Annotated in this window: 19 protein-coding genes and 2 pseudogenes; 15 read left to right on the top strand and 6 right to left on the bottom strand. The window is 58.2% G+C overall.

What is annotated here, in order from left to right; translation table 11 throughout:
- Positions 1-871 (bottom strand): annotated as a pseudogene (locus F3I21_RS17100) (IS3 family transposase); the annotation flags it as partial.
- A 61-nt stretch (positions 872-932) separates the two neighbouring features.
- Between F3I21_RS17100 and F3I21_RS23435 the strand changes: the two are divergent.
- The 4 genes and pseudogenes from F3I21_RS23435 to F3I21_RS17080 form a co-directional block, all read left to right on the top strand.
- Positions 933-1,621: pseudogene (locus tag F3I21_RS23435) on the top strand (transcriptional regulator); the annotation flags it as partial.
- A 518-nt stretch (positions 1,622-2,139) separates the two neighbouring features.
- Positions 2,140-2,919 (top strand): hypothetical protein, encoded by a 780-nt coding sequence (locus F3I21_RS17090; protein WP_150059388.1) that lies wholly within the window; start codon positions 2,140-2,142, stop codon positions 2,917-2,919.
- A 428-nt stretch (positions 2,920-3,347) separates the two neighbouring features.
- Positions 3,348-4,226, top strand: a complete 879-nt coding sequence (locus F3I21_RS17085) for a GyrI-like domain-containing protein (protein ID WP_059011124.1) — start codon at positions 3,348-3,350, stop codon at positions 4,224-4,226.
- A 143-nt stretch (positions 4,227-4,369) separates the two neighbouring features.
- Positions 4,370-4,699 carry a DUF1493 family protein gene (locus F3I21_RS17080; RefSeq protein WP_150059387.1) on the top strand — a complete coding sequence of 110 codons (330 nt, stop codon included), beginning with the start codon at positions 4,370-4,372 and terminating at the stop codon, positions 4,697-4,699.
- 37 nt (positions 4,700-4,736) lie between these two features.
- Here F3I21_RS17080 and F3I21_RS17075 read toward each other — a convergent pair whose 3' ends face one another.
- Positions 4,737-5,516 (bottom strand): NAD(P)H-dependent oxidoreductase, encoded by a 780-nt coding sequence (locus F3I21_RS17075; protein ID WP_150059386.1) that lies wholly within the window; start codon positions 5,514-5,516, stop codon positions 4,737-4,739.
- Between the two features lie 90 nt (positions 5,517-5,606).
- Here F3I21_RS17075 and F3I21_RS17070 point away from each other — a divergent pair, with 90 nt between their 5' ends.
- The 4 genes from F3I21_RS17070 to F3I21_RS17055 all read left to right on the top strand — a co-directional run bounded on the left by F3I21_RS17070 (position 5,607) and on the right by F3I21_RS17055 (position 9,876).
- Entirely contained in the window at positions 5,607-6,497 is an 891-nt protein-coding gene (locus tag F3I21_RS17070) for a LysR family transcriptional regulator (RefSeq protein ID WP_150059385.1), read from the top strand.
- A gap of 160 nt (positions 6,498-6,657) precedes the next feature.
- A complete protein-coding gene (locus F3I21_RS17065; RefSeq protein ID WP_150059384.1) occupies positions 6,658-7,527 on the top strand; it encodes an SDR family oxidoreductase in 870 nt (289 codons plus the stop codon).
- A gap of 44 nt (positions 7,528-7,571) precedes the next feature.
- Entirely contained in the window at positions 7,572-8,750 is a 1,179-nt protein-coding gene (locus F3I21_RS17060; RefSeq protein ID WP_150059383.1) for an arabinose transporter, read from the top strand.
- 79 nt (positions 8,751-8,829) lie between these two features.
- Complete coding sequence (locus F3I21_RS17055) at positions 8,830-9,876, top strand: DUF1176 domain-containing protein (protein WP_058776427.1); 1,047 nt, start codon at positions 8,830-8,832, stop codon at positions 9,874-9,876.
- Between the two features lie 33 nt (positions 9,877-9,909).
- Here F3I21_RS17055 and F3I21_RS17050 read toward each other — a convergent pair whose 3' ends face one another.
- Entirely contained in the window at positions 9,910-10,530 is a 621-nt protein-coding gene (locus F3I21_RS17050) for a TetR/AcrR family transcriptional regulator (RefSeq protein ID WP_058757190.1), read from the bottom strand.
- Between the two features lie 323 nt (positions 10,531-10,853).
- Here F3I21_RS17050 and F3I21_RS17045 point away from each other — a divergent pair, with 323 nt between their 5' ends.
- Both F3I21_RS17045 and F3I21_RS17040 read left to right on the top strand, forming a co-directional pair.
- On the top strand, positions 10,854-11,993 hold the full coding sequence (locus F3I21_RS17045; RefSeq protein ID WP_223815712.1) for an MFS transporter: 1,140 nt from the start codon (positions 10,854-10,856) through the stop codon (positions 11,991-11,993).
- A 71-nt stretch (positions 11,994-12,064) separates the two neighbouring features.
- Entirely contained in the window at positions 12,065-13,018 is a 954-nt protein-coding gene (locus tag F3I21_RS17040; RefSeq protein WP_104188452.1) for an alpha/beta fold hydrolase, read from the top strand.
- 49 nt (positions 13,019-13,067) lie between these two features.
- Here the strand turns inward: F3I21_RS17040 and F3I21_RS17035 are convergent, their stop codons facing one another.
- A complete protein-coding gene (locus F3I21_RS17035) occupies positions 13,068-13,751 on the bottom strand; it encodes a YecA family protein (protein WP_104188317.1) in 684 nt (227 codons plus the stop codon).
- A 206-nt stretch (positions 13,752-13,957) separates the two neighbouring features.
- Between F3I21_RS17035 and F3I21_RS17030 the strand changes: the two genes are divergently transcribed.
- The 4 genes from F3I21_RS17030 (at position 13,958) to F3I21_RS17015 (ending at position 17,761) form a co-directional block, all read left to right on the top strand.
- Positions 13,958-14,977 carry an isopenicillin N synthase family oxygenase gene (locus F3I21_RS17030; RefSeq protein ID WP_058780927.1) on the top strand — a complete coding sequence of 340 codons (1,020 nt, stop codon included), beginning with the start codon at positions 13,958-13,960 and terminating at the stop codon, positions 14,975-14,977.
- Positions 14,978-14,995: 18 nt separating this feature from the next.
- Complete coding sequence (locus F3I21_RS17025) at positions 14,996-15,778, top strand: MetQ/NlpA family ABC transporter substrate-binding protein (RefSeq protein WP_150059381.1); 783 nt, start codon at positions 14,996-14,998, stop codon at positions 15,776-15,778.
- A gap of 111 nt (positions 15,779-15,889) precedes the next feature.
- Positions 15,890-17,227: a serine hydrolase domain-containing protein gene (locus tag F3I21_RS17020; protein WP_325924792.1), complete on the top strand. Its 1,338-nt coding sequence runs from the start codon at positions 15,890-15,892 to the stop codon at positions 17,225-17,227.
- 39 nt (positions 17,228-17,266) lie between these two features.
- Positions 17,267-17,761, top strand: a complete 495-nt coding sequence (locus tag F3I21_RS17015) for an RcnB family protein (protein ID WP_031279558.1) — start codon at positions 17,267-17,269, stop codon at positions 17,759-17,761.
- Here the strand turns inward: F3I21_RS17015 and F3I21_RS17010 are convergent.
- Positions 17,751-19,202 carry a PLP-dependent aminotransferase family protein gene (locus F3I21_RS17010; RefSeq protein ID WP_150059380.1) on the bottom strand — a complete coding sequence of 484 codons (1,452 nt, stop codon included), beginning with the start codon at positions 19,200-19,202 and terminating at the stop codon, positions 17,751-17,753. The genes F3I21_RS17015 and F3I21_RS17010 overlap by 11 nt on opposite strands.
- A 105-nt stretch (positions 19,203-19,307) precedes the next feature.
- Here F3I21_RS17010 and F3I21_RS17005 point away from each other — a divergent pair, with 105 nt between their 5' ends.
- Positions 19,308-20,018, top strand: coding sequence for a GNAT family N-acetyltransferase (locus tag F3I21_RS17005; RefSeq protein WP_150059379.1), 711 nt, complete (start codon positions 19,308-19,310; stop codon positions 20,016-20,018).
- Between the two features lie 25 nt (positions 20,019-20,043).
- On the opposite strand, the gene F3I21_RS17000 is transcribed toward F3I21_RS17005, so the two are convergent.
- Positions 20,044-20,763, bottom strand: a complete 720-nt coding sequence (locus tag F3I21_RS17000; protein WP_150059378.1) for a hypothetical protein — start codon at positions 20,761-20,763, stop codon at positions 20,044-20,046.
- Between the last annotated feature and the right edge of the window lie 53 nt (positions 20,764-20,816).

Here is a 20,816-nt window from a genome sequence, read left to right as displayed (position 1 = left end):
CTCGTGTATTGACTGCCCTGATCAGAATGAACCAGTACCTGTTTTTGAGGATTACGCCTCCACACCGCCATTAATAATGCGTTCAGGACAATCTCTTTTGTCATGCGGGGTTGCATTGACCAGCCGACAACTTTCCGGGAGAACAGGTCAACCACCACGGCCAGATACAGCCAGCCTTCGTGAGTTCGGATGTAGGTTATGTCCGTCACCCAACGCTCATCTGGTGAGTCCGGATTGAACTGCCGCTGGAGCCTGTTCGGTACCACGATGCTGGCTTCGCCTTTACGTGCCCGTGGGCTACGGTACCCAACCTGAGCTTTTATACCGGCACGCTTCATCAGCCGCCAGACCCGGTTCACTCCGCACTGCTGCCCGCTATCCCGCAGGTCCAGATGGATCTTGCGATAACCATAGACGCAGCCAGACGCAAGCCAGAACTGTTTGATCTGCCCGGTCAGCATCTGGTCTGCCTGGTGACGCTGTGAATGTGGCTGCTGAAGCCAGACATAAAATCCACTCGGATGGACGTCCAGAACCCGACAGAGCAAACGAACAGGCCAGCAACGGCGGTTGTCGCGGATAAAGGCGTACCTCAGTCGGACAGTTTTGCGAAGTACGCCGCGGCTTTTTTTAGTATGTCTCTCTCGTCGGTAACCCGCTTCAGCTCTTTCTGGAGTCGGCGGATCTCGGCCTGAGCATCTGACTGTTCTTTATTAGTGGATGAGTCCGGGCCATACTTCTTTATCCAGGCGTAAAGACTGTGGGTGGTGATATCGAGATGTGTTGCAACGCTGGAAACAGAATGACCGCGATCAACAACCTGTTTGACTGCTTCGATTTTAAACTCTTCGGGATAACGCTTACCGCTCATGGGCACCTCTCTTTAAGCCATCTTAAATGACTCCGAGGTGTCTGTTAAAGCCGTGGCGATTCAAGTAGCAGCCAAATTGGGGCTGGCGCAAGCGATCAGCGCGGCCTTAAACAAGCCATTGACCGCTGTTTTTCCTGATAGTAATAAGTTGCTGAATAAACTACTTAGTCAAGGTAGCCGCAGCGACGATGAGCTGGGAAAAATCGCGGCTAATGGCATTGAAATGGATGGCGGTATTTGGACTGTGAAACTCTTTCTACGAGGGCAACAAGATTTTTTGCTGTTACCTATTTCCCCGGCTGATAAGCGTCGTTTTTACTCACACCTTCAGGAAAGTGTAGTGCCAGATCGTGAGCTTTTTTTTGTTTTTGACTCTGAGCGGCATCGTTACGCCTTAAATGCCCGAGAGGTGACTTTTCATCAATTCTTATTTGACTGCTTTCCACTTGTTCCCGATGATGAGGATGCTGTGGCAAGTGAAGCAAGACATGGAAATGTCCATATCACCATGGTGAACGGTGGTCCAGTTATTGAGCTGCACTGTGACCCGGAGGTTTAGAAGATGATGAAACCGAAGATATTGGTCAATTAAATGCATTTTTTGACACTCTTGAATCAGAGCCGGAATCAACAGAAAGATATCAGTTAACCGATGAAGATGGAGAGGATGCTTTCATCCGTATTGGTTCTATTGCGATGGTCCGGATAGATCTTGATGCTTTGGAGTTTGTCGAGGAAGATGATATGTAACAGATTTCGGTATCATGATTCGATTGTATTAGCTCAGACTTGATTTGACGGTTTTCGCTGTTAGCTCACAATCGAATCTGACAGGTGTGCTTTGAGCGATCTGCGGATATTGGTAACAGCATTCCATGTGAATCAACGGGGAGTAAGTAAGGAGAAGGTCACGCATTCTGATCACCGGTTAAGCACGACTTGTGCCTGGCTGATAAAAACACTGCGTCATGCATACCCGACATAAGCTCGTGGCAAATTGTCCGGTCAGATAACTGGCGAGATCACGCTTTATCGCTGGTTTTAAAACTTCATTTCAATGACGACTTTGAAGAGGGCTGTTTGGATAAAGAAAATTATTGTACGTTAAAGTGATTTTTTGTACCTACGAGCGATGATAAGGGAACCTGACCATGTTGACAGTTAGCATTGAGTACGTAACTGGCTTCGATTTAAATAAGTTATAAGAGTTTCAAATGCTACCGGTCCAATTTATCTGGGATATATGTATTATTTTTTAAAGGTGTTTTATGAGTAATGGAATGCAATCATTTTTTGGTCAATTGGTAATTTCCATAATTTCTATATCTTTAGGGTCATTTCTTTTTGCTGGGTTTTTAGAAAGCTACAAAAAAGACCAAGGTCTTCAAGAAGAGCTTATAAAGGATTACTTCAGGCCGATGATGGAATTACAGGGTTCTTGTTCATCTTCACATAATGAACTATTTCTAAAGTATGGAGATTTATCTGGTTCTTATCAGATCATGTCTAATGAAATAGTACATATGACAGTGACCCCTGATTCAAAATTAGGCCAGTATTTTGAAGCTCTTCCAATATCTATCATTAAGGAAAATGCAGAGTTAAAAAAAGAAATTGAAGACCTTGAAATGGCGGTGAAAAAATGCAAGGCCAATTTATTCCTGAAGTATGAAGAGCTTGCTTTAGTTACTGGTTCCTATCCAGAGTTTAGGAGCTTAGCAAAAAAATATACAAATGCGGTCAATACCATCTATTCAGAAAGACAAAAAAAAGCTAAGGAAAATACAAAAAATACAGATCCTAATCAGCTAATACCATTAATGCGGAAATTTATCGCTATGGATCTATCAACAAATGAAAATAAATCCATGCTTATCAGTGAAATGGAGAAGATATCCAAAGTAACAACACAGCATAGTTTGATAATGGCAGAATATGAGGAATTAATGTTCAAAGAAGACAACGATTTCTTCCTAAGTCTTCATGATCTTTATGCAGTCAAAATTAGTGAAAAGTATTCGGGGGGATTTATCAGGTGGGTATTTTAAAACATGGTAATTCATCAACTACGACGTTTAATGTGTAGAACGCGTAAACCAGGGAAGATAATTAATGTGTTAGGTAATGTCCGCTTATGTTACAGAGCGGGTAAGTTATCAGAGCTGAAGGTTCGCTGTAAGCGAGGAGCAGAAGTTGACCTTTAGTGATAATGTTTTTTCTTTGAGATAAGTGTGGATGATTGATAATTTTGCTGGCACGCAGCAGACATTTCAGCCTTACCGTATCTTTAAGTTGCTTGAAAACATGAAGCCAAAATCCGCCAGGCCTCAAATAATCGCGCAACATAAGCGCATAATCATCCCCGCCCATTCACAGCAAAAACCATCATCGCCCTTTACTCTCCCTCAAAACTCCGCAAGATCCATCAGGCCCACTCCCCGCCACACGGGCATACTCATTCCCCAGAGAGGATGCTATGCCAGTAAACAAAAACCATCACCGCGAGACCTACCGCAAGCGCTTTGACAAAGTGTTCGATTACATCGAACGCCATCTTGATGAAGCGCTGCTGCTGGAGCAACTGAGTGAAGTGGCGCATTTTTCGCCGTACCACTTTCACCGCCAGTTCAGCGCCTGGTGCGGCATGCCGCCGGGGCGTTACATCCAGTTGATGCGGCTCAAACGGGCGTCGTACCGGCTGGCATTCAATCCGCACGAGAAAATCATTGAGATTGCGCTCGATGCCGGTTTTCAGCATGCCGAATCATTCAGTCGCGCCTTTAAACAGGTATTTGACGTGACGCCGAGTGAATTTCGTCAGCAGCCGGTGTGGATTACCTGGCATCAGCGCATGCCTCAGCCACCCGTCAAACGGAGAGAGAGTATGTCAGTTGAGATTAAAATGTTTCCCACCACGCCGGTGGCGATGCTCACGCATCACGGCGATCCGCAGCGTATCAACGAAACGGCGGCGCAGTTTATTGCCTGGCGCAAAAGCAGCGGTGCATCGCCGGTGCGCAGCAGCCAGACGTTCGGCGTCGCGCCGCACGATCCGGCCAGCACGCCAGCCGCGGATTTTCAGTATCACCTCTGCGGTTCGGTGAGTGCGCCGATTAACGAAGACAACGCCTTTGGCGTCGTTAACAGCACCATTCCCGGCGGACGCTGCGCGGTGCTGCGTCATCACGGCTCGCACAGCGCGCTGACCGAGCTGGCGCGTTCGCTCTATAGCGAATGGTTGCCGGCCAGCGGCGAAGAGCTGCGCGATTTCCCGTTGTTCTTCCACTATCACAACTTCGTGCATGAAGTGGCGGAACACGAGTTGCTGACGGATATCTATCTGCCGCTTAAGTGATAAGGGTCCCGGTAGCAATGGCTATCGGGATTTTTATGCAGGATTGCGATACGTATTCACGGCTGACATTTTTTTCCTCCTGCCTCACGGCAAGGCATGGCAAAATGCCCTGCGATCCAATCAGCACAGGCGAAGAGGCGACGATGACAGAGCAACTCGAACAGCGTATCTATGAACTGGTGCGGCGCTATGACGGCGTGTATCTGTTCAAGCAGAAAACGCTCACGCCGCAGATTGATATCGACAGCGATCTCAACTTCGAGCGCGACGAAGCCGCCGCGCTGATGGATGAGTTTTTCAGCGAGTTCGCGGTCGAGCGCGCGAATTTCGCTATTGAAACCTACTACCCGGACGAACCGTCGCTGGTGCAAATCCTCAACCCGTTCAACAAACGTGAAGTGCCGGTGGTGCCGGATTTCACGCTGGGCATGCTGATTGCGTCGGCGCAGGCGGGGCGCTGGTTGTTTGAATAATACGGCAGCGCGCCGCTGCGGTTTGGCGGCCTGGGGCTCAGCGCGCCACGTGCACGCCAAATCCGCGCTCGCCTTCCGCAAGATCCTCGCGCAGCGTCAGCGCCGGAATCACATATTCACCGCCGTTCTGGCGACGGAAGGCAATCGGTTGATCCTGCGCTAAGCGATCCAGCCGTTGCGCCAGCGCGGTGCACCAGCTATCAAAGCGTTCCTGCGCCGACTTCTGCACGCGATACAGCACCAGCGGTGGCAACACGCTGAAGCCGGGATAGAACAGCATGCCGTGCTGGATCGGAAACAGCAGATCCTCAATCGGGCCGTTGATGCCGCGCGGCGCGTAGTGCGACTCCCAGCCGCCGGTGGTCACCACCAGCATGGCGCGCTTGCCAGCGAGGGTGCCTTCGCCGTAGCGATCGCCCCAGTGATGATCGTTGTGCTCGCCGAGGCCATAGGCAAAACCGTTGGCATAAACGCGGTCAAACCAGCCTTTCATGATTGCTGGCATCGAAAACCACCACAGCGGAAACTGAAAAATCACCGTGTCGGCCCAGCGCAGCTTCTCCTGCTCGTCGGCAATGTCCGTTGCCTGCAGCTGGTTGTCGTAGGCGAAACGCGAATCCAGCGTGGCATCAAAATGCGCGCCCACCGGGGGCGCCAGCGTGTCGGCGGCATCCAGCTGCGCTTTCCACTGCATGGCGTACAGATCTGACACCTGCACCTGATGGCCCGCCTGCTGCAGATGATTCACGGCAAAGTCTTTCAGCGATCCGTTCAGCGAGCGCGGTTCCGGATGGGCATACACAATCAAAACATTCATGGCGGTATCCTGTGAGATGAAAACCGCTGCAGGTTAAGCCAGTGCTGGCTATAGTAGAAATCAATTACTGATATCTCAGGTATAGACAACATGAATATGCACTCGCTGGATTTGAATCTGCTGCAAACCTTAGACGTGCTGCTGGTGGAACAGAACGTGACGCGCGCGGCGCAGCGCCTCAATCTGTCGCAGCCGTCGGTAAGCGCTCAGCTGGCGCGCCTGCGGGTGCTGTTTGACGATCCGCTGCTGTTGCCCGGTCCGCGCGGCATGTTGCCCACCGCCCGCGCCGAGGCCCTGCGCGAACCGCTGCGTCTGGCGCTGGAAGCGCTGGAGCGCGCGGTGGCACCGCCGGCAGCGTTCGATCCGGCACGCGCGGAGCTCACCTGGCGCATTGCCGCCACCGATTACATGTCATCGGCGCTGATCCTGCCGGCGCTGAAACTCATTCGTGAGGCGGCACCGCGCAGCCGCATGGCGGTATTCGCACTCAATCCGCCGCAGGTGGCGCAGCAGCTGGAGAAGGGCGAGCTGGATATGGTGTTTCACACCGGCGACAACGCGCCGCCGACGCTGCATCAGCGCCGCTTGTTCAGCGAGCGCTACGTGCTGGCCGGCCGGCACGATCATCCGCAGCTGCAGCAGCCCCTGACGCTGGATCGCTTTTGTCAGCTGGAGTTTGTCATGGTTTCGCCGGATGGCGGCGGCTTCAGTGCGGCCACCGATCGCGCGCTGGCCAGGCTCGGCCGCACGCGCCGCGTCGCGCTCTCGGTGCCGCATTTTCTGTTTATGCTCGACACGCTGGCCAGCAGTGATTTGGTCGCCGTACTGCCGGAGCGCCTGGTGCGAAACGCGCCGCAGCTCCGCGTGGTTGCACCACCGCTGCAGATTGAAGGGTTTGACATCCTGATGCTGTGGCACGAGCGCCTGCATCGCGATCCCGCCCAGCAATGGCTGCGCCAGCAGATTGTCGCGGCGCTGTAAACCTGAACTCTCGCCGAATAAGTCGCGGTCTTCATGCCCTCAGGCCTTATCCGACAAGGCTTGCTCCTGCATTGCTGATGCGATTAGCGCCACCGCTCCACAGCACGCATCATATCAACACGACGAAACACTCGCGTTTTAACGTGCAGGAGAGAAGACCATGCAGATATTTGTCACCGGGGCCACTGGCTGGGTAGGTTCAGCGGTAGTGGAAGAGTTGATCGCGGCGGGCCATCAGGTAACAGGGCTGGCGCGTTCTGCGGAGAAAGCTGAGGCGCTGGCCGTCACTGGCGCACAGGTTATTCGCGGTTCGCTGGAGGATGCTGACGTGCTGCGTGACGCCGCGCAATCCGCAGACGCCATCATTCATACCGCGTTTAACCACGATTTCTCGCGCTTCGTGCAGAACTGCGAGCAGGACCGTCAGGTGATCGAGCTGCTCGGCGAGGCGATTGCCGGATCGGATCGCATGCTGCTGGTGACGTCCGGCCTGTCCGGTATGGCGCGCGGGGCGACGGAGCTGGATCAGCCGCAGCCGGTGTCACCGCGTCAGTCGGAAGCGGCGGCGCAGGCGCTATCACAGCGCGGCGTGCACGTGGCGACAGTGCGGCTGGCGCCGTCGGTACATGGCCTCGGCGACCACGGTTTCGTGCCGATTCTGGTGCGGCTGGCGCGTGAGAGCGGGATTTCCGCCTGGTGCGGCAGCGGTGAGAACTGCTGGTCCGGCGTGCACCGTCGCGATGCGGCGCGCGTCTATCGGCTGGCGCTGGAGCAGGGCGTCACCGAACGCGTTTATCACGCGGTGGCCGATGAGGCGGTGCCGTTCCGCGCAATCGCGGAGACGATTGGACGCCAGCTCGGATTACCCAGCGGCGAGCGCGACCGGGCACACTTTGGCTGGTTCGCCAACATGGCGGCGGGCAACATGGCGGTCTCCAGCCAGCGCACGCGCACGCTGCTGGACTGGTCTGCAACCCGCCCGGACCTGCTGAGCGAGCTCGATACGCCTGCCTATTACACCCATCTCTGATATCACGCTGCCGCTGCGCGCGGCAGTTTTTCTGGATTATATCGATGAAAAATAATGTATTTATCACCTTGCTGCCGGTGACGCTGGCGGTGTTTATCGCTTTTCTCACCATGGGGATGCAGCTGCCGGTGCTGCCGCTGCATCTGCAGCAGAACCTCGGCATGGATACGCTGGCGATCGGCACGGTCATCGGCGCGCAGTTTATCGCATCGCTGCTGACGCGTTCGTGGGCGGGCAACTTCGCCGATATGCGCGGCGCGAAACGCGCGGTGCTGACCGGGCTGTTAGTGGTGGCGAGTTCCGGCGTGATCTATCTGATTTCGCTGCTGTTCATTGATCGGCCTGCCAGCTCGGTGGCCATTCTGCTGCTGGGGCGTGTGGTGCTGGCGCTGGGCGAGAGCCTGCTGGCCACTGGCGCGCTCGGCTGGGGACTCGGGCTGGTGGGGCCGGCCAATGCCGGTAAAGTGATGGCGTGGATCGGTATCGCGATTTACGGCGCCTGGGCGCTGGGTGCGCCGCTGGGCGTGGCGATTTATCACGGCTGGCACTTCACCGGCATCGCCATGGCGATCATCTTGGTACCGCTGCTGCCGCTGATGTTTATCACCCAGGTGCGCGCCGTCGCGCCGACCTCGACCAAACGCACGCCGTTCTACAAAGTCATGGGCGCGGTGTGGCGGCCGGGACTGGGTCTGGCGCTCGCCAGCGTCGGCTTTGGCATGATCACCGCGTTTATCGCGCTGCTGTTTGCGGCCAGGGCCTGGGGCAACGCGTCGCTGGCGTTCACCGCGTTTGGCGTGGCGTTTATCGCGGCGCGCCTGTTCTTTGCCCATCTGCCGGATAAGCTGGGCGGCGCGCGCGTCGCGCTGGTATGCGTGCTGATTGAAGCCTGCGGTCAGCTGCTGATTTGGCGCGCTGATGACGCGACGCTGGTTTATCTCGGCGCGGCGCTGACCGGTTTTGGCTATTCGCTGGCCTTTCCGGCGTTCGGCGTGGAAGCGGTACGCCGTGCGCCGCCGCACACCCGCAGCCTGGCGATGGGGGCTTACGTGGCGTTTCTCGATATCGCGCTGGCAGTCACCAGTCCGCTGGCGGGCGCGCTGGCCGCCCACCGCGGCGTGGCTTCGGTGTATCTCGCTGGCGCGATTGCCGTGGCGCTGGCGATGCTGGTGGCGCTGAGCCTGATGGCGCGTCAGCCACAACCACAGGCAGCGATGGAATAAGACCCGCCGCAAAAAATTCACTTCTCCCGCGCCGCAAAAGTCATCACACTAGCCACCTTTACCATTAGGGAGAGATGGCATGAAAAGCCGATTGCTGCTGGCGCTGACGCTGTTCGCCAGCCTGAGCACGCCGTTGTGGGCCGACGAAGGCGTCTCGTTTAGCCATAAAGACTGGGAGCTGGCTTGTGATAATACGCTGACCTGCCGCGCCGCTGGCTACAGCGCCGAAGAGGGCGCGGGCGGATCGGTACTGCTGACGCGCGCCGGCGGGCCAGACAGCCTGACGCACGGGCGCGTGGTGCTGGCCGATACCGGCGACGATGATGCGCAGCAGGTGAATGCGCTGGCGCTGTGGATTGACGATCGCGCGCTGGGCGAAGTCAGCAAAGCGGAGAACGATGAGTGGACGCTAAGCGACGCGCAGACCCAGGCGCTGATCGCCGCCATCAAAGGCAGCGCCAGAGTGGAGTTTCGCGGTGCGGCCGAGCCGTTTGAGCTCTCCGGCAACGGGGCCTTTGCCACGCTGTTAAAAATGGATGAGGCGCAGGGACGGCTGAACACGCCGGGCGCGCTGGTGCGCAAGGGCAACCAGCCGGAAGCCAGCGTGCCGGCGGCAGTGGCGATGCCGGTGATTCAGCAGGTCCATGTGCTGAAAGCCGCGCCGCGCCCGCTGACGCCAGATGAACTGGCACAGGTCAAGCCAAAGCTGATTGCCTCGCTGACTGACGACGACAGCTGTGACAATCTCGCGCCGTCCGACGATCAGCCAGAAGAGGGCGCAGAACCGCCTACGCTGACGCCGGTAGATGCGCAGCACGTGCTGATCGCCGCGCTGTGCTGGCGCGGGGCTTACAACGAAGGCTATGGTTTCTGGCTGCTGGATAACGCGCTGCAGGGCACGCCGCAGCTGATCACCGATTCCGGATCTGATTATCACGACGGCGTGATCAGCGAAGCGCAGAAAGGGCGCGGCATTGGTGACTGCTGGAGCACCGCTGCATGGGTGTGGGATGGCCGCCAGTTCGTGCAGAGCAGCGAGGCCACCACCGGCATGTGCCGTGCCATCCGCGCCGGCGGCGCATGGCAGCTGCCAACGCTGGTCACCGAAGTCAAACCGGCGGGGTAATGTTCAGCGTGCGTCGCCAGGCGGCTGGGGCACTTAATCCGTCACGGATTTTGCCGCGTCCCAGACGGCCATGACATGGGCGATGGCGTTATCGATCTGCGCACCGTTGACGCCGTCGCGCACCAGCACCGACACGCCCAGCAGAAAAGCGTCGAGGGCGATGGCGAGGGCGGCGGCATCGGTGTCGGCGCGCAGTTCGCCGCTGTCGATGCCGCGCTGCACGCAGGCCGTCATACCTGCCAGCGTGCGGGCGCGTGAGCGCGCCAGCGGCTGGGTGACATCCGCGTGTTCGGCGGAAGGCGCACTCATCACGCCCAGGCCGACCATACAACCCAGCGGATGGCCGGACTCACACTGCATGCTGGCCGAGCGCCGCAGCGCGGTCTCCATTGCGGTACGGGGCGGCAGGCTGTTATCCCACAGCGGCTCCACCACCTGCGCGTAAGTCGACAGATAGCGCTGTACACACTCCTGAAACAGTGCCTGCTTTGAGCCAAAAGCCGCGTAAAAGCTCGGTGCAGAAATACCGCCGGCAATTCCCGCCTTCAGCTGCGTTAACGATGTCGACTCATAGCCGTGCTGCCAGAAAATCTTCATCGCCTGTTCAATGGCCGCATCACGATCGAACGTACGCGGCCGTCCCATAGTGGCCATCTCAGTGCTCCATTAATCTCAATGCTTAAATACTAATCGATACATAAGTCGTTGACAATGGTCTCGCACGTCAACTAATGTATCGATTAGTATATATTTGTGCCTGCGGGCGGCGGATAGCGTATCCGCGGTAGTGTGTTCTTAAGCCGTAACAGGTTATCGCACTTCGCCAATTTATATACTGATCGGTACATATAATTTCAACGAGCGGCGCGCGCCTTACCTGCACGCTGATGACATCGGGAACGCTGATTGTGACGACTTTGAATACCGCCGCGGATAAAACCCGGCCGCTACCGCTGGGCGCGCTGCTGGCGCTGGCCATGACCGGTTTTATCTGCATCATCACCGAAACCTTACCGGCCGGACTGCTGCCGCAGATGGCGGCGGGCCTCGGTATTTCCACCGCGCTGGCCGGGCAGACCGTAACCGTTTATGCGCTTGGCTCGCTGCTGGCGGCGATTCCGCTGACCATCGCCACCCAGGGCTGGCGCCGCCGTAACGTGCTGTTGCTGGCTATCGTCGGTTTCCTGATTTTCAACTCCATCACCACGTTTTCGACCCACTTCGCACTGACGCTGGTGGCGCGCTTTTTCGCCGGCGCAGCGGCGGGACTCGCCTGGAGCCTGCTGGCCGGCTATGCGCGGCGCATGGTGCCGGTCCATCAGCAGGGCAAAGCGCTCGCCGTGGCGATGGTCGGCACACCGATTGCGCTGGCGCTGGGCGTTCCCGTCGGCACCTGGCTGGGCACGGCGGTGGGCTGGCGCACGGCGTTCGGCATCATGTCGGCGCTGACGCTGCTGCTGATCGGCTGGGTGCTGCTGCGGGTACCTGACTATCCGGGGCAAAGCAGCGATCAGCGTCTGCCGCTGCGCACGGTGTTCATGACGCCAGGCGTGCGTCCGGTGCTGGGCGTGGTGCTGGCGTGGATGACGGCGCACAACATTCTCTACACCTACATTGCGCCGTTCGTTAGCCAGGCGGGTCTCGCCGGGCAGGTAGACAGCGTGCTGCTGGTGTTTGGCATCGCGGCGCTGGCGGCTATCGGCCTGGCCGGTCGCCTCGTCGATCACCACCTGCGCGTCGCCGTGCTCGGTAGTCTGGCGCTGTTTGCGCTGGTCTCGCTGCTGTTCATCTGGCTGGCGCGCTTGCCGCTGCTGGTTTATGTCGGCGTGGCGCTGTGGGGGCTGACGTTTGGCGGGGCGGCCACGCTGCTACAAACGGCGCTGGCGGATGCGGCAGGCGAGGGCGCGGATGTGGCGCTGTCGATGAATGTGGTGGTGTGGAACAGCGCGATTGCCGGCGGCGGTCTGGCCGGTGGCGTGTTGCTTACCCATTGGGGCGTGGCGTCTTTCCCGCTGGCGCTGCTGTTGCTGCTGGCGGTTGGCTTCCTCATCGCACTGCAGGCGCGTCAGCACGGTTTCCAGGCCGGCGCGCGGCACCAGCGCGTACAAGGTCACTGACCTGCCGGGCTGACTTAAAAAATTTAACCCACTGTTTTAAATGGCATTATGACAAAATGGAGATCAATCACGTGTTCAAAAAATTACTGTTAACCCTGCTGCTTGCCTCGGCCGCGCTGTTTTCCGCCGCCAGCACCGCCGCGGATGAATTCCCGCTGCCCGCCGGTTTCACCAGCAGCTATCAAACTGTGGATGGCGTGCGCCTGCATTATGTGAAGGGCGGCAGCGGACCGCTGGTGTATCTGGTGCACGGTTTCGGACAGACGTGGTATGAATGGCATCAGCTGATGCCGGAACTGGCAAAAAACCACACCGTCGTGGCGGTGGATCTGCCGGGGCTGGGGCAGTCTGACGTGCCGCATTCGTATCGCGCCACCGATGTCGCGCCGCTGCTTTATCAGCTGGCAGAACAGTTCGCCGGCGGCAAAAAGTTCGACCTGGTGGCGCACGATATTGGCATCTGGAATACCTATCCGCTGCTGGTGAAACATCAGGACAACATCCGCCGGGCCATCTTTATGGAAGCGCCGATCCCGGATGAAAGCATCTATCAGTTCCCGGCCTTTACGCCCGAAGGCGAATCCCTGGTGTGGCACTTCAGCTTCTTTGCGGCGCAGGGACAGCTCGCTGAACAGCTGATCGCCGGTAAAGAGCGCCTGTTCTTCGAGCATTTCATCAAAGAACATGCCGCCAACAAAGGGGTGTTCACGCCAGCGCTGCTGGATATGTACAGCAAATCCTATGCAAAACCGCACAGCCTGAATGCCGCCTTTGAATATTACCGGGTGCTGAATCAGGGAGTGGCGGACAATAAAGTGCTCTCCCGCGAGAAAATTGCTGTGCCGATGCTGGCGATTGGCGGTGGCGGTCACGGCGGACTGGGTGCCTATGAGCAGCAGGTGGTCAGCCGCTACGCCTCGCAGGTCACCGGCAAAGTGTTACCTGGCTGCGGTCACTGGTTACCTGAAGAGTGCCCCGCGCCGCTGAATGCGGCGGTGATGGAGTTTCTCGCGTCAGGGAAATAACGCGGTGCGCAGGCCAGTTTTAGCGCTGGCCTGCGTTGAGGTGAGCATCTCAGGTTTTATTCAGGCAGCACTGCTTAAATTTTTTGCCGCTGCCGCACGGGCAGGGATCGTTGCGACCGGTTTTTTCACCGGCAAAATGCGGCAGCTGCGGGGCCGGATCGGGCTGCGCCATGCGCTGTTCCTGCCAGTATTCGTGCAGTTCCAGCGCCGCCGGACGAATCGCCTCGATGCTGGCCTCAAACGCGTCCGGGGTGAAGGCTTCACGCTGCGCCAGCTGCGCTTCACTGCCGTGCAGCGCAATCGCCTGCAGCGCCGGTTGCTGTGCCGCCGGCAGCTGCGACCAGTCTGCATCCAGCGCCACTCCGCGCATATAGCCGTAGCACCAGTCTTCCACCACGGTAAACAGCTGGCCTTCCATCTCCTGCTCGCCGAACAGCGGATCGAACTGTTCCGGATACTCCGCCAGCCGCTCGGCGATGTCGTTAAAGTGCTGGAAGGTCAGCGCCATGAAGCGGTCCATTTCGCGCGCGTTCGCCCACTGAGGAATCTTCTTCTCACCGCCCCAAATCGCCACCAGCCATTCGCTCGGTTCGATATCGTTCGGGCCGGAGAGCAGGGCGGTCAGCATGCCGTCCAGTTCGGCGGTGTCCACCACGGAGTGTTCGTTGCCATATTTTTCCAGCATGTCATCAAGCCAGTTCAGCTCTTTTTCGGTTAACGGACCCTGATTCATCCGGCGTCTCCTGCGGTGTGCATTGGTGGGCAAAAATTGCTGGGCGCGATTATAGCGGCAGCGCGCCTGATTTACCGCTTTTTGCATATCGATAGCCGAAGTGCGCCTAAAAAGGAATCGCCATAACTTATCGCGCAACAGTATTGGCGGGAAACGGCGGCGAATGTCAGCGTAAACGCAGGATTTACCGATAGCGAGGAGACAACATCATGGCGGATACCCTGCCAGTACTGGATCTGGCCCTGCTGGAACTACCGGACGCAGAGCAGGCAGCTTACCTGGCGCAGCTGCGGGAGACCGCGCGTGACGTCGGTTTCTTCTATCTGGTTAATCACGGCATCAACCCGCAACTGCTGCACAACGTGCAGAGTATCACGCGGGCGTTTTTTGCCCTGCCACAGGCGGAGAAGCAGCGCGTGGCAATGATCCACTCGCCGCATTTTCGCGGCTACAACCATGCCGGCGTGGAATACACCCGCGACCAGCGCGATCAGCGTGAACAGTTTGATATCGGTGCCGAACGCGCGGCGCTGACGCTGCAGCCGGGCGATCCGGCGTGGAAACGGCTGCAGGGGCCTAACTTATGGCCGGAGGCGTTACCGCAATTGCGTCCGGTAATGCACGCCTGGCAGCAGGCGATGACCGCCATCGCGCTGCGCCTGCTGCGGGCCTTTGCCAAAGCGCTGGCGCTGCCGCCGGATGCGTTCGACGCGCTGTATGGCACCCAGCCCAATGAGCACATCAAGCTGATTCGTTATCCCGGTCAGGCAGCAGAAGCCAGCCAGCAGGGCGTAGGCGCGCACAAAGACTCCGGCTTCCTCACCTTTTTGCTGCAGGACGATCAGCCCGGTTTGCAGGTGGAAGTGTCACCCGGTCACTGGGTGGATGCGCTGCCGAAGCCGGGCGCGTTTGTGGTCAACATCGGTGAACTGCTGGAGATTGCCAGCAATGGGTATCTGCGCGCCACCGTGCACCGCGTGGTGTCGCCGCCGGCTAATCGTGAACGCGTGTCGATCGCTTTTTTCCTCGGTGCGCAGCTGGACGCCGAAGTACCGCTGTATCAGCTGCCGCCGCAGCTGGCGGCAGAAGCCCACGGCCCGACCAGCGATCCTGACAATCCGCTGCTGCGTGAAGTGGGCTGGAACTACCTCAAAGGGCGTCTGCGTTCCCATCGCGATGTGGCGCAGCGCTATTACGCTGATGCATTAAGCACAGTGAAATCATAAGAAACCTAAGGAAAGCCCATGCAGAAAACGATGATAGCGTCACTGGCCCTGATGGCCCTGTTCAGCAGCGTGGCGTCCGCCGCGGCACTGCACGTGGCCGCCGATCCGGTGCCGCACAGTGAGATTCTCAACTACATCAAACAAACCGACAAACAGCTCGACCTGAAGGTGATCGAGCTTAACGGCAATTTAAACGCCAACGAGCTGCTGGCGCGTGGCGACGTCGATGCCAACTATTTCCAGCATGTGCCTTATCTGCGCGATCAGGAAAAAGCGCTGGGCGAAAAATTTGCCGTGGTGGCGACCGTGCATATTGAGCCACTCGGGATTTATTCGCACAAAGTGAAATCCCTGAAAGATCTACCGGATGGCGCGCAGGTGGCGGTGCCCAACAACGTCACTAACCTGAGCCGCGCGCTCTATCTGCTGCAGGCCAACGGCCTGATTACGCTGAAAAGCCGCAGCGCCAGTACGCTGGTGACCACGGCGGACATTAGCGACAACCCGCACCAGCTGAAGATCATTGAAGTTGAAGCGCCGCAGCTGCCGCGCGCGCTGGATGATGCGCAGCTGGCGATTATTAACGGTAACTATGCCCTGCAGGCCGGGCTGGTGCCGTCAAAAGACGCGCTGGCGCTGGAACAGGCAAAGGATAATCCCTATGCCAACGTGCTGGTCACCACGCCAAAGCTGGCCAGCGACCCGCGCATTCTCGCGTTAGCGAAAGATCTCGAATCAAAGCAAACTGCTGAATTTATCAACCAGCACTACAAAGGATCGGTTATCCCGGTTAATCAATAATGCGTGGCGCCACCTGCGGCTGACAGGTGGCGCACCCGCTGTTCTGTGGTATATTTCGCCACCAACACCAGTGGCACCTGCTGCATAACATAAAAAATAACTTATCAATTGATGGCTATTTCCCGCTTCGTCAGGCTTCAGCGGCTGACGCTTTCTCGCGCCTGGTTGCACCTGCGGCTGTCAGCCCTGTGTCTGCTGCTCAGCGGCTGCGGAACGCTGTCGCAAACGTCCGCGCCGGTGGGCGATCGCGTCTATCTTTCCCACGCCTCCTTCCATGAAAACGTCGATGACATTGTGCGCCACTACATGCAGCAAAAGCAGGTGACCGGCATCAGCATCGCCATTATTCATCAGCGCGGCGCGCCGCAGTTTTACAGCTATGGCGTCACCGATGCGCGCCAGCGTTATCCCATCACGCCGGATACGCTGTTTGCGCTGGGATCGCTGAGCAAAGGCGTTACCGCGGAGGTCATTATCGGGCTGGTGGATCGCGGCGAGCTGCACTGGAACGACACGCTGGCCACGCTGCTGCCGCGCGGCGTGCCGCTGAGTGAGGATGCAAAACGCATTACGCTGCTACAGCTGGTTACCCACACCTCGGGGCTGCCGCGTCAGGATATGGATCTGCCGATGTTCCTGAAATTTATGGCTTACCTGCGCAGCGGCGAAAATTTTTACGGCAATCTGGATAGCGATGCCGTGCTGAGTTATCTGGCGGATTTCAGCGCCCCCGCGCACCCGGCGGCGCAGTACTCCAATCTCGGCTATGCGCTGCTGGGCTATATTCTGCAGCATCGCCTGCATCAGGACATTGAAACGCTGGCGCAGCATCAGCTGTTTGGTCCGCTTGGCATGACCAGCAGCAGCTTCCATCCGCAAATCCTGCGCGGCTATCCGTGGCGCGCGCTGGGCCACGCCGGCGATCAGCCGAAACTGATCGCGCGTGGTCAGCTGACGCCAGACTGGGCCTTTCGCGGCAATATGGTGGCGGCCGCCAGCCTGTACAGCAACGCGCGCGATCTGATTCGCTACCTCGATGCGCATCTGCACAGCGATGCACACGGCGCGCTCGGTCAGGCGCTGGCGCAGGTCAATCATCCTTATGAGCAGCATGGCAATCAGGCGCAGAATATCGCCTGGGTAACCGATACCTATGGTCAGCAGCAGATCACTTATCAGGTGGGGTATATTGGCGGTTATGCCAGTTTTATCGGCTACGATCGCGCCCACGGCAATGCCATCGTGGTGCTGCAGAATGCCTTCAACTGGAGCAACTATCTCGGCATTGCGCTGCTGCGTGATTTGGCGCGTAAAGATCGCCGGGATATGAACACGGTTGCTTGCAATTTTGCTGCTCAGCAAAGCGCGCCGCCTGAGGTATGCTGTGGAGCGAAATTTGACGCGCTAAGCGCGGCGCGGGAACCTTCCGCACGTGGCGCTTGTCAGTAAATGGGACAGTTAAATAATTAACCAGAGTGGAAATCACCAATGCGCAGGACACACGTCACCCTTCTTTCAGCAGGAATTTTTCTGGGCGCTTTAAGCCTGACGCCAGCAGCACTGGCAGAAGGTGAGCAAACCGATAGCGTACCGATGCCGCCGCAGGTGCAGCAAACCGCACCGGACGCCTCAGCGCCAGCGGCCACCAGCGATGCGCCCGCCAGCAGTGAACCGGCAGAATCCAGTGGCGATGTCGCGCCGATTCGCCCGTCACAAAACGGTCCGGGTGAAGCGCCATCCGCCGCCAATAATTACGATCTGCACACCATCATCATCGATTACAAAGAGTATAAAGTCGGTGACGTCGTGCCGGATGAGTACCGTAAAAAGCAGTACACCATCGTTGAGTGGCAGCCGCGCCACCTGCCTGCACCGCAGGAAGGCACGCACTGGGCTTACATCAACGCTAACTACATCCTGATCACCGACGACAGCGGCAAGATCGTGATGGGCAAATCCGGCGACATTTTCTTCAAGGGTTAATGCCCGGCAGCAGGCGCGCTAACTGCGCCACGCCTGCCATTATCTGACTGGTGCTGGTATTACCGTATCCCAGCACCAGTCCCTGCTGTTTTTGCCCGCCCAGATAAAAGCCGGACAGCGCGCCAGGCGCATAGCCATGGCGAAATAGCTGCGCCGTCAGCGCCACATCATCCACCGTATCCGCCAGCGGCAACACCAGATGCATACCGCACTCACCGCCCAGCAGCGGCACCTGAGTACCAAATGTCTCCTGTAGCGCAGCCCGCAGCGTGGCCTGCCGCTGACGGTACAGACGGCGCATTTTGCTCAGGTGGCGATTGAAATCCCCGCTGCGTAAAAACAGCGCCAGCGCCTGCTGTTCCGGCCGGTTACCGCCGCGTAACAGCTCATGCAAGGCCGGCCGCAGCCGCGGCAGTAGTGGGGCAGGCAGCACCATGTAGCCGATGCGCAGCGCCGGAAACAGGGTTTTGCTGAAGGAGCCGATGTAAATCACCGGCGTCGGCTGCGCCATGCCCTGCATCGCGGCGATGGGCTCGCCGCTGTAGCGAAAATCGCTGTCGTAATCATCTTCAATAATCCACGCCTGATGCCGCTGTGCCGCCGCCAGCAGCGCCAGCCGGCGCGCGGCGCTCATGATCGCGCCGGTGGGATACTGATGCGTCGGCGTGGTGTAAATCAGCCGCGGCGGGCGCTGCTGCCAGTCCTGCGCTGTCGGTGCCAGTCCCTGCGCATCCACCGCAATCGGCTCGATCTGCAGATCGCCGAGGCGCATCGCCGCTTTGGCGCCGCGATAGCCCGGCTCCTCCACCCAGCCGGTGTCACCACGATTGGTGAGCAGCGCGACGCACAGCGTCAGCGCCTGCTGCGCGCCTTCGGTAATCACAATCTGCTGCGGCGCACAGCGCACGCCGCGCGCCAGCGCCAGATGCTGCGCCAGTGCCTCACGCAGCGCCAGCTCACCCAGCGGATCGCCGTAGCCCAGCAGCTGTGCCTGCTGCGCGGTTTGATTGAGCGTGCGACGCCACTGCGCCAGCGGGAAATGCGCCAGCGCCGGCGTGCTCGGGCGCAGCGCCAGCTCCTGACTGGAGAGGCGATGCAGCGAGTGCAATCCGGCAGCGCGCGCGGAAACCGGCCAGTCGGTGCTGTCGTCGGACGCCTGCGCGGGCAGCGGCGTGTGCGCCAGCCGGCTGACGCGGCTTCCCTGGCGGTCGCTGAGGATAAATCCTTCCGCCTGCAGCTGTGACCAGACGGCGATCACCGTATTGCGCGACACCTGCAGTTCAGCCGCCAGCTGGCGGGTCGCCGGCAGGCGCGTGCCCGCCGCCAGCTGACCATTCAGTATCGCCTGGCGCAGCCGCTGATACAGCTGCTGTTGCAGTGTCAGGCTGCCGTCGGCCTCTGGCGGTGCCAGCAGCAGCGATTGCCGGTTTAATGCACGCATCGGCGCCTCCGTGGATCTATCGATTTGTCACATTGTGGCGCTTTTTCCTGAACCAGCAAAGTGGCACGCTGCACGCTGTCACTCTCACACAGAAGGAATCGCCGTATGTCATCGCAGACCAATCGTTATGGACAACCCATCGGCCCGGTGCTGGAGGCGTGGCAGCCGCGCCCGCTGCCGCAGGGGCAGATTTTCACCGGCCAGTATTGCCGGCTGGAGCCGCTGGATGCCGCACGTCACGGTCGCGAGCTGTATGCGGCTTATGCGCTGGCGGAAGATGACCGCGACTGGACCTGGCTGCCGGTCGGGCGCTTTGACGATGAAGCGTCTTATCTGGCGTTTGCGCAGCAGTGCCAGCAGAGTCCGGATTACCTGCACTTCGCGGTTATTGACCGGCAGAGCGGGCGGGCGGTCGGCTCGCTGGCGCTGATGCGCATTGAACCGCAGCACGGTGTGATGGAGGTCGGCTTTGTGGTGTTCTCTCCGTTGCTGAAGCAAACCCGCATGGCCACCGAAGCCCACTATCTGCTGATGCGTTACGCCTTCGAACAACTCGGCTATCGTCGCTACGAGTGGAAATGCGACAGCTGTAACCAGCCGTCGTACAACGCCGCACTGCGGCTGGGCTTCCGTTATGAAGGCACGTTTCGTCAGGTGGTGGTGTATAAAAATCGCAGCCGGGATACCGCCTGGTTCTCTATCATCGACAGCGAATGGCCGCAGGTGAAGCTGGGCTTTGAGCGCTGGCTGGCGGCAGACAATTTCGACGCCCGTGGGCAACAACGCGCCAGGCTGGAGACATTACGTCAGGCCTGACGCGCGCGCCGGGCTGGCTACCCGGCTAACCGGCAAAAATATATTTGGCGGCTGACAACACAAAGGCGCTGGCCATCGCCATCATCAGCCGCCGATGCCAGAGATTATCGCGTTTGAGCTCATTGAAACCGAGCTGCATGCGATGGTCGAGATCCAGCAGGCGCTCATCCACTTTTTCAAAGCGTTTATCAATTTGCCTGAATCGCTCATCGATTTGTTCAAAACGCTGATCGATTTTCCTGAATTGTTCATCGATTTGTTCAAAACGTTGATCGATTTTCCTGAATTGCTCATCCATCTTTTCAAAGCGTTGATCGATTTTCCTGAATTGCTCATCCATCTTTTCAAAGCGTTGATCAATTTTCCTGAATTGTTCATCGATTTGTTCAAAACGCTGATCGATTGTCCTGAATTGCGCATCCACTTTTTCAAAGCGTTTATCGATTTGCCTGAATTGCGCATCCATCTTTTCGAAGCGTTGATCGATTTGTTCAAAGCGTTGATCAATTTTCCGGAATTGCTCATCGACGTTATCAAACCGCAGCTCAATGGCTTTAAACGTATGGCGGACCTCATTTTCAAAATGCCTGAGGCTCTGTGCCAGTTTATCGACACGTTGCGAGGTGGCGTGATTTGCCCGCATCACGCCTTCCATGGCCTGCGAAAGGTGCGTTTTGGTCAGGCTGTTTTCCTGCTGCATTTCGGCAAAAATGTCGACCATCACTTCGGCCTGGTGATCGGCCACGCCCGCCTGCTGCAGCGCTTTAAATGCCTTATGGGTGTTCATCATCGTCGGTA

The organism is Pantoea sp. B_9, from assembly GCF_008632015.1.
In the GTDB taxonomy this organism is placed as follows: domain Bacteria; phylum Pseudomonadota; class Gammaproteobacteria; order Enterobacterales; family Enterobacteriaceae; genus Pantoea; species Pantoea dispersa.
The sequence above is the reverse complement of the archived record's forward strand: the minus strand, read 5'-3'. Positions and strand labels throughout refer to the sequence as shown.